This window comes from Actinomadura sp. NPDC049382, from assembly GCF_040677125.1.
GTDB classification, from domain to species: Bacteria; Actinomycetota; Actinomycetes; order Streptosporangiales; family Streptosporangiaceae; genus Spirillospora; species Spirillospora geliboluensis.
Map to the genome: position 1 here is coordinate 32685 of NZ_JBFARO010000039.1, position 13795 is coordinate 46479.

General features: G+C 70.4%; 14 protein-coding genes and 1 tRNA gene. 12 read left to right on the forward strand and 3 right to left on the reverse strand.

Annotated elements, in window-relative coordinates; genetic code table 11:
* Positions 1-134: 134 nt before the first annotated feature.
* The 9 genes from AB0K34_RS23210 (at position 135) to AB0K34_RS23250 (ending at position 6966) form a co-directional block, all read left to right on the forward strand.
* Positions 135-1568 carry a form I ribulose bisphosphate carboxylase large subunit gene (locus AB0K34_RS23210; RefSeq protein ID WP_301177125.1) on the forward strand — a complete coding sequence of 478 codons (1434 nt, stop codon included), beginning with the start codon at positions 135-137 and terminating at the stop codon, positions 1566-1568.
* Positions 1568-2017, forward strand: coding sequence for a ribulose bisphosphate carboxylase small subunit (locus AB0K34_RS23215; protein ID WP_301177124.1), 450 nt, complete (start codon positions 1568-1570; stop codon positions 2015-2017). Before AB0K34_RS23210 ends, AB0K34_RS23215 begins: the two co-directional genes overlap by 1 nt.
* Positions 2014-2979, forward strand: coding sequence for a CbbX protein (gene cbbX / locus AB0K34_RS23220; protein WP_364550789.1), 966 nt, complete (start codon positions 2014-2016; stop codon positions 2977-2979). Before AB0K34_RS23215 ends, cbbX begins: the two co-directional genes overlap by 4 nt.
* A gap of 79 nt (positions 2980-3058) precedes the next feature.
* A complete protein-coding gene (locus AB0K34_RS23225) occupies positions 3059-3967 on the forward strand; it encodes a PAC2 family protein (protein ID WP_364550790.1) in 909 nt (302 codons plus the stop codon).
* Positions 3968-4020: 53 nt separating this feature from the next.
* Complete coding sequence (locus AB0K34_RS23230) at positions 4021-4440, forward strand: CBS domain-containing protein (RefSeq protein ID WP_301177121.1); 420 nt, start codon at positions 4021-4023, stop codon at positions 4438-4440.
* Positions 4437-5072 carry a dienelactone hydrolase family protein gene (locus AB0K34_RS23235; RefSeq protein ID WP_364550792.1) on the forward strand — a complete coding sequence of 212 codons (636 nt, stop codon included), beginning with the start codon at positions 4437-4439 and terminating at the stop codon, positions 5070-5072. The genes AB0K34_RS23230 and AB0K34_RS23235 overlap by 4 nt, the downstream gene beginning before the upstream one ends.
* On the forward strand, positions 5072-6235 hold the full coding sequence (locus AB0K34_RS23240; RefSeq protein ID WP_364550794.1) for a geranylgeranyl reductase family protein: 1164 nt from the start codon (positions 5072-5074) through the stop codon (positions 6233-6235). Before AB0K34_RS23235 ends, AB0K34_RS23240 begins: the two co-directional genes overlap by 1 nt.
* Before the next feature lie 57 nt (positions 6236-6292).
* Positions 6293-6364 (forward strand) — tRNA-Val (locus tag AB0K34_RS23245).
* A gap of 257 nt (positions 6365-6621) precedes the next feature.
* The gene (locus AB0K34_RS23250; protein WP_364550796.1) at positions 6622-6966 is read left to right on the forward strand and encodes a hypothetical protein; all 345 of its coding nucleotides are present in this window, start codon (positions 6622-6624) and stop codon (positions 6964-6966) included.
* A 692-nt stretch (positions 6967-7658) separates the two neighbouring features.
* Here AB0K34_RS23250 and AB0K34_RS23255 read toward each other — a convergent pair.
* Positions 7659-8342 (reverse strand): DUF899 family protein, encoded by a 684-nt coding sequence (locus AB0K34_RS23255; protein ID WP_364550798.1) that lies wholly within the window; start codon positions 8340-8342, stop codon positions 7659-7661.
* A gap of 95 nt (positions 8343-8437) precedes the next feature.
* Here AB0K34_RS23255 and AB0K34_RS23260 point away from each other — a divergent pair, with 95 nt between their 5' ends.
* Positions 8438-8830: a VOC family protein gene (locus tag AB0K34_RS23260; protein ID WP_364550800.1), complete on the forward strand. Its 393-nt coding sequence runs from the start codon at positions 8438-8440 to the stop codon at positions 8828-8830.
* A 46-nt stretch (positions 8831-8876) separates the two neighbouring features.
* Here AB0K34_RS23260 and AB0K34_RS23265 read toward each other — a convergent pair whose 3' ends face one another.
* Positions 8877-10250, reverse strand: coding sequence for a DUF6351 family protein (locus tag AB0K34_RS23265; protein WP_364550802.1), 1374 nt, complete (start codon positions 10248-10250; stop codon positions 8877-8879).
* 63 nt (positions 10251-10313) lie between these two features.
* On the opposite strand from AB0K34_RS23265, the gene AB0K34_RS23270 reads away from it, so the two are divergent.
* Positions 10314-11255, forward strand: a complete 942-nt coding sequence (locus AB0K34_RS23270; RefSeq protein ID WP_301177701.1) for a DUF5937 family protein — start codon at positions 10314-10316, stop codon at positions 11253-11255.
* Between the two features lie 60 nt (positions 11256-11315).
* Here AB0K34_RS23270 and AB0K34_RS23275 read toward each other — a convergent pair whose 3' ends face one another.
* Positions 11316-12380 (reverse strand): right-handed parallel beta-helix repeat-containing protein, encoded by a 1065-nt coding sequence (locus tag AB0K34_RS23275; protein WP_171068997.1) that lies wholly within the window; start codon positions 12378-12380, stop codon positions 11316-11318.
* Between the two features lie 336 nt (positions 12381-12716).
* Between AB0K34_RS23275 and glnII the strand changes: the two genes are divergently transcribed.
* Positions 12717-13730, forward strand: a complete 1014-nt coding sequence (glnII, locus tag AB0K34_RS23280) for a glutamine synthetase (protein ID WP_138636514.1) — start codon at positions 12717-12719, stop codon at positions 13728-13730.
* The last annotated feature ends 65 nt before the right edge of the window (positions 13731-13795 follow it).

The window sequence follows — 13795 nt, forward strand, 5'->3', positions numbered from 1 at the left end:
GTCAAGCTGCGGAGCGTCACGGTTCCACGTGGACCGGGACGCGGCGCACCGCCCCACGTCCCCTGGACATGCCGTCCTTCACCCGGGGCGGAGCGCCGCGTCCCGGCTGATCTTCCAGCGGAGGAGAGCGGCGAATGAGCGCGGGCAGATGGTCGGCGGGCGTGATCCCCTACGCCGAGATGGGCTACTGGCGTCCGGACTACGAGCCGAAGGACAGCGACATCCTCGCCGCCTTCCGGATCACGCCGCAGCCGGGCGTGCCGCCGGAGGAGGCCGGCGCGGCCGTCGCGGGCGAGTCGTCCACCGCGACCTGGACGGTCGTGTGGACGGACCGGCTCACGTCCTACGAGAACTACCAGGGCAAGTGCTACAAGGTGGAGCCCGTCCCCGGGCAGGAGAACCAGTTCATCGCCTACATCGCCTACGACCTCGACCTGTTCGAGGAGGGGTCGATCGCGAACCTGACGTCGTCCATCATCGGGAACGTCTTCGGGTTCAAGGCGCTGAAGGCCCTCCGCCTGGAGGACATGCGGATCCCGACCCACTACGTCAAGACGTTCCAGGGGCCGGCGCACGGCATCGTCATGGAGCGCGAGTACCTCGGCAAGTTCGGCCGCCCGCTGCTGGGCGCGACCGTCAAGCCCAAGCTCGGCTTGTCGGCGCGCAACTACGGACGCGTCGTCTACGAGGCCCTGCGCGGCGGCCTGGACTTCACCAAGGACGACGAGAACATCAACTCCCAGCCGTTCATGCGCTGGCGCGACCGGTTCCTCTACTGCATGGAGGGCGTCAACCGGGCGCAGGCCGCCACGGGCGAGGTGAAGGGCCACTACCTCAACGTCACCGCCGCCACGATGGAGGACATGTACGAGCGCGCCGAGTTCGCCAAGGAACTCGGCAGCGTCATCGTGATGATCGACCTGACCATCGGCTACACGGCGATCCAGTCGATGGCCAAGTGGGCGCGCAGGAACGGCGTCATCCTGCACCTGCACCGCGCAGGGCACTCCACCTACACGCGCCAGAAGTCGCACGGCGTGAACTTCCGCGTCATCGCCAAATGGATGCGGCTGGCGGGCGTCGACCACATCCACGCCGGGACGGTCGTCGGCAAGCTGGAAGGCGACCCGAACAGCGTCCGCGGCTACTACGACACGCTCCGCCTGGACAAGGTGGAGGCCGACCCCAGGAAGGGGCTGTACTTCGACCAGGAGTGGGCGTCGATGCCCGGCACGATGCCCGTCGCGTCCGGCGGCATCCACGCCGGGCAGATGCACCAGCTCCTGCACTACCTGGGCGAGGACTCCATCCTCCAGTTCGGCGGCGGGACGATCGGCCACCCCATGGGCATCGCCGCCGGCGCCACCGCCAACCGCGTCGCGCTCGAAGCGATGATCAAGGCGCGCAACGAGGGCCGCGACTACCTCGCCGAGGGCCCCGACATCCTGCGCGCCGCCGCCAAGCAGAGCCGCGAACTCGACATCGCCCTGTCCACCTGGGGCGACATCACCTTCACCTACGAGTCCACCGACACGCCCGACGTCGTCGACACCCCTGTGAGCGTCTGATGCGGATCACCCAAGGCACCTTCTCGTACCTGCCCGACCTCACCGACGCCGACATCGCGGCGCAGGTCGCCTACGCCCTCGGCCAGGGCTGGCCCTGCTCGGTCGAGTTCACCGACGACCCGCACCCGCGCAACTCCTACTGGGAGATGTGGGGCCTGCCGATGTTCGACCTCACCGACCCCGCCGGCGTCCTGTACGAGGTCAACGAGTGCCGCAAGGCGTACCCGAACCACTACATCAGGCTGAACGCCTACGACGCCCGCTACGGGCGGCAGACCACCGCCCTCCAGTTCATCGTGCAGCGGCCCGCCGAGGAGCCCGGCTTCCGGCTGGACCGGACGGAGACGTCCGACCGGCGCGTCCAGTACACGCTGCACCCCTACGCCCTCGACCGGCCCGAAGGCGACCGCTACGGGGCCGAGGGCGACCGCTCCGGGACCGGGCGTTGAGCGGACGCCCCGGCTTCGGGATGCGCCACGGCGGCTCCCCGGTGGACCCTTCCCACGCTCCCGCCACCGGGGAGCCGCCCCCTCCCGAGCCGCTCCCGCCGGACGCCCGCGTCGACCTCGCCAAGGAGCGCGCCGACTCGCAGGTCGACGCCGTCCTGGACGCCCTCGACACCGAACTCGTCGGCCTCGCCCCGGTCAAGACCCGCATCCGGGAGATCGCCGCGCTGCTGCTCGTCGACCGCGTCCGGGCCCGGTTCGGCATCGACTCCGGGTGCCCCAACCTGCACATGTGCTTCACCGGCAGCCCCGGGACCGGCAAGACGTCCGTCGCCGTCCGGCTCGCCGAACTGCTGCACCGCCTCGGCTACGTCCGCCGCGGCCACCTCGTCTCCGTCACCCGCGACGACCTGGTCGGCCAGTACGTCGGGCACACCGCGCCCAAGACCAAGGAGGTCCTGAAGCGGGCGATGGGCGGCGTGCTGTTCATCGACGAGGCGTACTACCTGTACCGGGCCGAGAACGAGCGCGACTACGGGCAGGAGGCCATCGAGATCCTCCTCCAGGTCATGGAGAACCGGCGGGACGACCTCGTCGTCGTCCTCGCCGGCTACAAGGACCGCATGGACTCCTTCTTCGCGTCCAACCCCGGCATGAGCTCCCGCATCGCCCACCACATCGACTTCCCCGACTACGACCTGGCGGAACTGGAGGCCATCGGCCGTCTGATGACCGAGCGCGAGGGCTACGCGCTCGCCCCCGAGACCGAGCCGGTCTTCCGCGACTACCTGTCCCGGCGGCGCGAGCAGCCGCGCTTCGCCAACGCCCGATCCGTCCGGAACGCCATCGAACGGGCCCGCCTCCGGCACGCCAACCGCCTGCTCGGGCAGGGCGGCGACATCGGCCGCGACGACCTCACCACCCTCCACCCGGAAGACTTCCGAGCCAGCCGCGTCTTTCGGTGACCCGTGTCACGCCCGAACCGGGGATGAGCCTCCGCATGTCCTAATGTTGGCCCTAAGACATGTAGAGGTGGGGGAGAAGTTGCTTAACCCAGAGGATCTGTACGAGCTTGACGCCGACCTGCCGGAGATGACGGGTCCGGTGCTGCTGCACAGCCTCGACGGCTTCGTGGACGCCGGATCCACCGGGCAGCTCGTGCGCGAGCACCTCCTGGAATCCCTCGAGCACCGCGTGATCGCCCGCTTCGACGTCGACTCGCTGATCGACTACCGGGCCCGCCGGCCGCCGATGACCTTCGACCGGGACCACTGGGCCTCCTACGACGCGCCGGAACTCGTCGTCCGGCTGCTGAACGACGAGGCGGGAAGCCCCTTCCTGATGCTGTCCGGGCCCGAGCCCGACCGGCTCTGGGAGGGCTTCACCTCCTCCGTCGTGCACCTGGTGAAGAAGCTCGGCGTCGGCCTCGTCGTCGGCTTCCACGGCATCCCGATGGGCGTCCCGCACACCCGCCCGGTCGGCACCACCGCGCACGCCACCCGTCCCGAACTGGTCACCCGCAACTCCTGGTTCGACAAGGTCCAGGTGCCCGGCAGCGCCGCCGGCCTGCTGGAGCTGCGGCTCGGCGAGGCCGGCCACGACGCCGTCGGGTTCGCCGTCCACGTCCCGCACTACCTCGCCCAGTCCGCCTACCCGGCCGCCGCCGTCGCCGCGCTGGAGGCGATCGTCTCCGTCACCGGCCTGGTGCTCCCCGCCGACCGGCTTCGCGACGCGGCCGCCGCCACCGACGCCGACATCGCCGAGCAGGTCGACGGCAACGACGAGGTCGAGAAGGTCGTCCGCGCCCTGGAGCAGCAGTACGACGCGTTCGCCGGCGCCGCCGAACGCGACAGCCTCCTCGCCGAGTCGCAGGACATGCCCACCGCCGACGAGCTCGGCGCCCAGTTCGAGCGGTTCCTCGCCGAGCAGGACGGCCCCGACTCCGCTGGCTAGACATATCCCGTCCGCCGCTGGGTAGGCGAGCGCCCGAGAGGGGAGGTTCGCTCATGGCCCAGAAGGTGAACGAGGTGATGACGCCGGTGCCGGTGGCGGTGCCCCCGGACACGTCCCTGACCGAGGTCGGGGACCTGATGCGCCAGCACGGGATCGGCGACGTCCTCGTCGTCCACGAGGGACGGCTCCGCGGCCTGGTCACCGACCGCGACATCGTGATCCGCGCCGTCGCCGCGCAGCGCGACATGTCCGGCACGAGCGTCGCCGACATCTGCAGCACCAACCTGATCACGGTCGCCCCCGGCGAGGACGCCGACGCGGCCGTGCGGCTGATGCGCGAGCACGCCGTCCGGCGCATCCCCGTCGTGGACGGCGACCGGCCGATCGGCATGGTGTCCATCGGGGACCTCGCCGTCCAGCGGGACGAGCACTCGGCCCTCGCCGACATCAGCGCCGAACCGCCGAACACGTGATCACGCTGAAGCTGCGGGACGCCGAACTCGACGGCGACCTGTCGATCCCGGACGGCGCCACCGGCGTCGTCCTGTTCGCGCACGGCAGCGGCAGCTCCCGGCTCAGCCCCCGCAACCGCGCCGTCGCCGAGGGCCTCAACGCCGCGGGGCTCGGCACCCTCCTCATCGACCTGCTCACCCGGCACGAGGAGGAGGTCGACCGCGTCACCGCCGCGCTCCGCTTCGACATCGAACTGCTGACCCTCCGCCTCATCGGCGCGATCGACAAGCTGGCCGAGGGCCTGGAGTCGGCCCCGCACACCGCCGGCCTCCCCATCGGCCTGTTCGGTGCCAGCACAGGCGCCGCCGCCGCCCTCGCCGCCGCCGCGGCCCGCCCCCAGATCGGCGCGGTCGTCTCCCGAGGCGGCCGCCCCGACCTCGCCGGCCCGTCCCTGCCCCGCGTCCGGCCGCCCGTCCTGCTGATCGTCGGCGGCCGGGACCCCGAGGTCATCAAGCTGAACGAGCAGGCGCACAAAAGCCTTGAGAACTCCGAAATCCACATCGTCTCCGGCGCGACCCACCTCTTCGAGGAGCCCGGAGCCCTGGAAGAGGTCACCACCCAGGCCGCTGACTGGTTCAATCGACACCTGTGATGCGCGATGTCATCGTGGTCGGAGCCGGCCCCGCCGGGACCTCCGCCGCCTACCACCTCGCCAAGGCCGGCCTGGACGTCCTGCTCCTGGAGAAGACGTCCTTCCCCCGCGAGAAGGTCTGCGGCGACGGCCTCACCCCCCGCGCCGTCGACGAACTCCGCGCCCTGAACCTCGACCTCTCCACCTGGTACCGCACCGAGGGCGTCCGCCTGATCGCCGCGGGCCGCACCCTCGAGATCCCCTGGCCGTCCGGCCACGGCCTGACCCGCACCCGCACCGACCTGGACGAACTCCTGGCCCGCAACGCCGCAGCCGCCGGCGCGACCCTCCAGGAGAACACCAAGGTCACCGCCCCCCTCGAAAACCGGGGCCGCATCACCGGCGTCCGCACCCCCACCGCCACCCACAACGCCCGCCTGGTCATAGCCGCAGACGGCGCCTCGTCCCGCCTCTCCGTGGCCCTGGGCCTGCACCCCCGCCCCGACCGCCCCATCGGCATCGCAGGCCGCCGCTACTACCGCAGCCCCCGCCACAAGGACGCCCACCTGGAGATCTGGCTGGACCTCGCCCCCGCCGGCTACGGCTGGGTCTTCGGCATGGGCGACGGCACCTGCAACGTAGGCGTCGCCCTCCTCCGCACCCAACACCCCGACTACCACCGCCTACTGACCCGCTGGCTCGACCGCCTACCCGCCGCCTGGGGCTTCACCGACGCCAACGCCACAGGCCCCCTGCGCGGCGCAGCCCTCCCCATGGGCTACAGCCGCCGCCCCCACTACGTCCCCGGCCTCCTCCTGGCCGGCGACTCCGGCGGCATGGTCAACCCGTTCAGCGGCGAAGGCATCGCCTACTCCCTGGAAGCAGGCCGCATAGCCGCCGAAACCATCATCAAGGCGCACCGCACAACGTCCCCCGACGCGATCCTTCAGACCTACCCGTCCGCCATCCGCCACGCCAACGGCCGCCCCTTCACCGTGGCCCGAGCCTTCACCCGCGCCCTCGACAACCCGCACCTCATGCGCCTGGCCACCCGCCACGGCCTCACCCGCCCCACCCTCATGCGCCTGGCCCTGACCCTCGCGGGCAGCCTGCCCCCCGCCTCCCCCCGAACCGCCACCGACCACCTGGCCACAGCCCTGACCCGCCTCACCCCACCCTCCTGACCCCCGATACCGTTTCGCGATTCCCCCCACGAACCGGGTACGCTTTCCCGGCAACACGGGCGCGTAGCTCAGGGGTAGAGCACTCGCCTTACAAGCGAGGAGTCGGCGGTTCGAAACCGTCCGCGCCCACCCACGTCAAGGCCCCGTTTCCACACCGGAAACGGGGCCTCGTACTACGACGGCTCCCGTAGCAGCCGACGCGTCCCGCCCGATCCCGATCCCGGGGATCAAACCCCTGGCGCCAACCCTTCAAACGGCCACCGGGCAGACCCGTACAGAGAGTGGCCCAGCGGCAGTGTGACGGGTGGCGAGAATAGAAGGCGGCAGTCCGACCGCGCGTCGCCCGCCCGCCGACGGTGGGAGCGACCCCCCGAGATCATGGACGCATGAGTACCTGGGCGTATGTGCGGGGCTGGCTGGAGTTCTACGGGCAGAGGGCCGAAGCCGAGCGCATCATCCGCGAGGGAGACGCGGACGGCTGGACCTTCCCTGAGGGCGGCTGGCTCGACGCGGCCTGCTACGCCCGCGCCGTCCGCTCACAGCATTCTGACGATGTTCTCGAACTGGTCCGAAAGATCGCCGCTCTCCCGGCCATGGACGAGGACAACGACCGCGTGTGCGGACTCTTCCTCGTCTTCCACGAGGAAGGGCACCAGACCGAATGGCAGATCAGAGACGGACAGGTCTACGTCGGCCAAGCACCGACCCGCTACGACTACCTCTGGAAGTAGCGCTTCTGACATACCCCGCGGTGGTAGGAAGGCCGTTCGTCCGGTGGGGCGCTTCACCTTCACCCCCTGGCACTGGCCCGGGAGCGCAGAGCCTGGGAGGACGGCAGACGCAAAGGTCAGGGGGGGCGTGCGTGCCGCGCGGGAGGACTGGCACCGTGCCGTTTGCATGCCGTGAGCCCGCCAACGGTGCGGCACGGCACGTCAGGACTTTGAACAACCTGTGATCACGCAGCACGTCCGTGCCATTAGGTCTGTGGGTGGCGCGCGCATGCCGTCCTCGGGGGTCAGGGGGTTTGAGTTTGTGGGGGGTTGGGGTTTGGGGGTGTTAGGGCCAGGGGTCATGGTTGGGGGATTCGGTTGTTGCTTGGTGTTCCTGGGCCTTGGTGACGCATTGGGGGCAGACTGGCTCGTCTGTTGACCTGGCGACGGCTTCGGGGGTCGCCGGGCGTAGGGAGCCCACCACCGTCATGCCCGGTGGCATGCCGGTTTCCGGGTCTATGAGGATCGTCGGGACGCTCCGGGGGTCGTACTCGAAGGACCGTTTGCATGCCACGCATGTGCCTGTTGTTGACGGTTCCTTCTCGACCATCCGGTTGGCCTCCGGTTCGGCTGTGCGGGGTTGGTGTTTGCCAGCAGTTCATCACCTTCTTGTTCCGCTGGCACGCATCGCCTCCGGTGCGGCCTGGGACGGGTCAGGTGGTCGGACCGTAGGTGGCGGCGATCGTTTCGGAGCTCGGCCAGCGGCTGTAGGTGGGGGACTGCGGCCAGCCTTCGGGGGAGTCCTGCCATTCCTCCTGGCGGCCGTACGGGAGGAGGTCGATCAGGGCGAAGGTGTGGCTCAGTTGCTCCGTGCCTCGGCCGTTGGTGTGCCAGGTGCGGTAGACGGTGTCGCCGTCGCGCAGGAAGACGTTGACGGCGAAGCCGCCGGCGGGTGGTGCGCCTACGTCGGTGCCGAAGGGGCTGTCCGCGGTGGAGTACCAGGTCATCTTGTTCCCGGTGCGCTCCTTGTAGGCGAGGGCATCGTTGATGGGGCCCTGGGTGACGATGACGAACCTGGCGTCGTAGGCGTCCAGGAACTCCAGGCGGGTGAACTGGGAGGTGAAGCCGGTGCAGCCAGGGCACTGCCAGGTCTCGCCGGGGAACCACATGTGGTTGTAGACGATCAGCTGGGACTTGCCTTCGAAGATGTCGGCCAGGCTCACCGGGCCCTTCTCGCCTTCCAGGGTGTAGTCGGGCATCTCGACCATCGGCATCCGGCGGCGCTGGGCGGCGATCGCGTCGAGTTCGCGGGTCGCGGCCTTCTCGCGGGCGCGCAGTTCGTCGAGGTGGCGTTGCCAGGTGGCGGCGTCGACGACGGGCGGTAGTGCGGCGGTCATGGGCTCCTCCGAGGTTCGCGGTTCGTGCTCTGTAGGTGTGGACCACGCTCGTTCGGCGAACTCATCGCCGGGCCGTCGATCGGTACTGTCGGCGGGTGCGGATCGAGCTGATCACGATCGTTGTGGACGACTATGACCAGGCCATCGAGTTCTTCACCCGTGCGCTGGGGTTCGAGCTCGTTGAGGACTCGCCGGCGGTGACCAATGACGGGCGGGCCAAGCGGTGGGTCGTGGTGCGGCCGCCCGGTGGTGGGAGCGGGATCTTGCTGGCTCAGGCGGACGGGGAGCGGCAGGCGCGTGTCGTCGGTGACCAGGTTGCCGGGCGGGTGGGGTTCTTCCTGCGGGTGGACGATTTCGACGCCGCGTTTGAACGTATGACGGCTGCTGGGGTCGAGTTCGTCGGTTCGCCGCGGGATGAGGAGTACGGGCGGGTCGTGGTGTTTCTTGATGTTGCCGGGAATCGGTGGGATCTGCTCGGACCCAGGTGAAGACCCCCTGTTCCGTAGGGAACAGGGGGTCATGCCCCCGCGGTGGCTATCGGAGGTAGGGGGACGGGTTGTGGCGGGTGAAGGACGGGGCTGACGGGTGCATGCCCGGCTCCGGGTCCGCGTCGAAGACCGTTTGGGTGGCGGACGGCAGCTTGGCTGCAGCGTCGTTGAGCGCCGTGGGGCGGGTTGTGGGCCAGTGGCCCGTGTTCATGCGGGTCAGGAGGGTTTGGAGGGCCGATATCTCTTCGGACGCGGTGAAGGTGCAGTGGTAGCCGCGGTCCACGTAGAGCTGCTTCAGGTTGGCCGGGTTGCCGGCTCGGTGGACCTGGGTGGCGTACCGGCGCTGGTTCTCCGGTGGGACGCTGCCGTCCTGTGTTGAGTGCAGGGTGACCACCGGCCAGGGCGTCCGGCCGGTGGGGGTGCCGTAGCGGTCCAGGTAGCGGACGGCGGCGGGGTCGGCTTTGACGCGCGGGCCCGCGTTCAGGCGGGCGAGGTCCTTGCCGAGGCTCAGGCCCGCCTCGCGGTACGCCTTCTTTACCAGGGTCTTCTGGGACGAGCGGGCGAGGAGCGTGCGGTAGTCCACGCCGGTGTTCCAGGACGGGTTGCCGCCCGCCCGCGCCTCGATGTCCGTGCGGTTGAGGCCCCAGAACGCGCCCCGGTCATAGGCGGAGTAGTAGTACTGCTGCTCGATCTGGCCTGTGGTCGTCTCCGGGGCGGGGGCCCGTGAGGTGTAGCGGCCGGGGATGTCGGCGAGGGCGGCGGAGAGGGCCAGGCGGGCGCGGCCCGCAGGGGTGTTCAGCGCGGAGGTAAGGGCGCCTCGGGCGTTGGACGTGTTCGCCTGCGGGTCCTTGATGTGGACCAGGTCCAGGTTCGGCGCCAGGAGCGTCTTGATGGCGTAGTTCGCGTCCAGGGCGCTGTTGAAGTGGCCCGTGGTGCCGCCGACTACGCCGCAGAGGGACGCGACGCCGGTGAAGCGGCCGGGGTTGCGTTCCGCCAGGAGGATCGAGGTCAGGCCACCGGCGGACGCGCCTGCGGAGATGGTGCGTTTGGGTTCGCCCACGTTTCTGGTGAACCAGTTGAGGAGGGCCATCTGGTCCTTCAGGCCGGACTCGACTACGCCCCAGCCTTGTGCCGTGCGGTACTGGGAGGCCGCCAGGGCGTAGCCCTGGTCGAGCAGCCATTGCTCTGTGGCCGGGTGGTTCGTGAGCGCGATCTCCGATGGGGGCGGGAACTCCAGGCTGTACGCGCCGTGGCTCCACAGCAGCAGTGTCCCGTTCCAGTTGCTCGGGACCTCGACACGGTAGGGGACGCCGTCGATGTCGCCCTGCCGGACGTCGGCGTGCGCCGACGGGGTGGCGGTGACCAGGGCGGCCAGGAGCATGAAAGGGGCGGTGCGGCAGAACACGCGGAGTCCGTTCATGGGCGCACCTTCCACGAGGCGCCGACCCGGGCGCAATGATTTCGGAAATGGCTAAAATGTCGCATGCTGCGGCTCTGGCTCGACTATGAGGACCTTGTTCGGGTCCGCGTCACTCCCGGTCTTTCGCCGGTCGCCCAGACCGTTCTCGGCGCCCAGGCCCTGCGTTCGCGGCGGCGCCCGGGGCTCACCGGCTCGTCGCGCCTGCTGCTCGACATGGTGCCGCCCGGACGCTGGGTCCCCGACTTCCTGACGCCGTACACGGACGTGCCGGGGCTCGAATCGGAGCTCGACGCCGTCGCCTCGACGCCCGCCCGGCGGATCCGTGCCGAGCTGGAGCGGTCGTGCGGCCCGCGTCCGGCGTCGTGGCTGCGCCGCCTGGCCGCGGGGGAGCGGGAGGCGATGCGGACGCTGGTCTGCGGGCTGCGTGATCTGCATCGGGTCGCGCTCGCGGAGCAATGGGCCGAGCTGAGCGCCCACCTGCGCGCCGAAGCGGCGGGGCATGCCCGGACGATGGCCCGCGACGGGATCGGCGGCCTGTTGGGGAGTCTGCATCCCGGTGTCCGCTGGTCGTCGCCGGTGCTGGAGGTCGAGACGCTGCTCGAGGGGGACGTCCACTTGCAGGGGCGGGGGCTCCTGCTCATCCCGTCGCCGTTCGTCACGGGGCCGCGCGTCATGGTCGGCGGGGACGGTCCGGCGGCCGTGGTGGTCCCGGCGGCGCCGCCGGCCGGCGGGACGGGCCTCGACCCGCTGCCGCAGGTGTTCGGGCGGACGCGCGCGGCCGTGCTCCGGTCGGTCGCGGACGGGGAGGTCACGACGGGGGCGCTGGCCGCCCGGCTCGGGGTCAGCGCGGCGTCGGCGTCCCAGCACGCGACGGCTCTGCGCGGCGCCGGGCTCATCACCAGCGAGCGCCGGGGCAAGACGGTGCACCACGCGCTGACGCCGCTCGGGGAGCGCGTCCTGCGGGGCGGCTCCTCGTGGCCGGCCGCGCGGGGGCCGTCCCGATGACCCCGGGATCCGAAGAAGACCCCGGGCAGGGACGGGGTCTTCTTCGGGCCGGCGGTCAGGTCAGCAGAGGCCCCGCGGGTTCGAGGTGCGGCACTTGTTGTCGCGGAAGCGGTTGGTCTTGCTGCCGCTCCTGTCGACCAGGTCGAACGGCCGGTTGCCGAAGGCGCGGTTCGCCTCGATCAGGTTGAACCGGGCGGGACGGGCGAAGCCGTGCTCCGGGGCGATGCCCGGGAAGAGGACGATGCCGCCGGAGTAGGGCAGCCTGCCCCGGTTGTCCTTCACGAAGTTCCTCGCGACGGTGTTGCGCTCGCCGCCGAAGAGCAGGACGCCGGTGCCGCCCAGCGGCGGGACGGGGCCGTGCCCGGCGCACGACCGGTTGTTCTCGACGACCTTGTTGTCCGAGACGTTGTTGTGGCCCTGGCCGCCCGGCTGGCCGTCGTCGACCAGCGCGACGCCGACGCAGTTGCGGGTGGCGTCGTTGTCGCGGACCGTGACGTGGTGGGCGTGCCGGACCAGCACGCCCAGGGTGTTGCCGGACGTGTGGTTGTGGGCGACCTCGGTCCCGCGCGCGTCGGCGATGTCGCCGACGTACAGGCCGGCGTCCTCGTCGTTGTCGATGGCCCAGTTCCAGACGAACTCGCCGCGGGTGGAGCGGAACTCCGCGATGCCGTACTCGCCGTTGTTCCTGGCGAGGACGGCGAGCACCGTCAGGTGGTCGGTGTACATGCCGTGCACGCCGTTGCCCTTGAAGTCGCGCACCGTCAGGTTGCGGATCGTCACGTCCTTGACGGGGTACTTCGCCCGGCCGATCACGCAGATCCCCATGCCGGGGGCCTTGGCCTTGGCGCAGTTGTCGTGGCGGCCCGGGCGCAGGATCGTCTTGTTGCCCTCCCCCCGGATGGTGAGGCGCTTGGTGACGAGGACGCCGCCCTCGTAGTAGCCCGCCTTGAGCTGGATGGTGTCGCCGGGCCGGGCGCGGTCGACGGCCTTCTGGATCGAGTGGCCGGGCGGCACGATGTGCGTGCGCCCGGTGGTACGGCCGTCCACCTGGCCGGCCGCCGCCGGCGAGGCGAGCCCCGCCAGCACCACGGCCGTGCCGAGCGAGGCCGCGAATATTTGCCTCATCCCTTTTTCTCCCGTTCTGTTTTCCTTGTTAAGGAATGCGTCACGGCGTGTTCCGGGACGGCATTCCTCGATCATCTTCGAACGGACGGCGTAATCCGCGGATGGGAGACGGGTAAACAGTCGGCGGGCTTTGCGGCAAACCGTCGGCCGGTACGAAACGGGAGAATCGGCGCGCGCGCCGACGGGGCGGGGCCGCGGGCGGGTGTGACGAAGGTCTCGGCAGGTCACGATGGCGTGTTACATGCCGTTCACAAACGGGCAACAGGTGTGAAATGCCCGGTTGGCACGTTTCTAGGGCCGAACCCGTGAGGCCAGGCGGAGACGAAGGGACCGACGTTGAGCTACAAGGCCGAGTACATCTGGATCGACGGCACCGAGCCGACCGCGCGGCTGCGGTCGAAGACGAGGATCCTCGCCGACGGAGCCGAACTGCCGGACTGGGGGTTCGACGGGTCCAGCACCAACCAGGCCCCCGGCGACCACTCGGACTGCGTGCTGAAGCCGGTCTTCTCCTGCCCGGACCCCATCCGCGGCGGCGACAGCATCCTCGTCCTCTGCGAGGTCTACCTCGTGGACGGCACGCCCCACGAGACCAACACGCGGGCCAAGCTGCGCCCGATCGCCGAGCAGTACGCGGCGCAGGACTCCTGGTACGGGATCGAGCAGGAGTACACCTTCTTCAAGGACGGCCGCCCGCTGGGCTTCCCCGAGCGCGGCTACCCGGCCCCGCAGGGCTTCTACTACTGCGGCGTGGGCTCCGACGAGGTGTTCGGCCGCGACATCGTCGAGCGGCACATGGACGCCTGCCTGGCCGCCGGCCTGAAGATCTCCGGGATCAACGCGGAGGTCATGCCGGGCCAGTGGGAGTTCCAGATCGGCCCGGCCGGGCCCCTCGAGGTCGGCGACCACATGTGGATCGCCCGGTGGCTGCTGTACCGCATCGCCGAGGACTTCGACGTGTCCGCGACCCTCGACCCGAAGCCGGTGGAGGGCGACTGGAACGGCGCCGGCGCGCACACGAACTTCTCGACCAAGGCCATGCGCGAGGGCTACGACGCGATCATCACGGCGTGCGAGGCGCTCGCCGAGAAGGCGGACGAGCACGTCGCGAACTACGGCGCCGACATCGAGCGCCGGCTCACCGGGATGCACGAGACGGCCGCGTGGAGCACGTTCAGCTACGGCGTGTCGGACCGCGGCGCCTCGGTGCGCATCCCGTGGCAGGTCGAGGTGGACAAGAAGGGCTACATCGAGGACCGCCGTCCGAACGCCAACGTCGACCCGTACGTGGTGGCCCGGCTGATCACCGGCACCTGCTGCGCGGCGCTGGAGAAGGCCGGCCAGGTCTGATCGGACGGGCGGCCGCCCTGATCTGACGAAACGGCGATCCCCTGGGCGCACCGCCCGGGGGATCG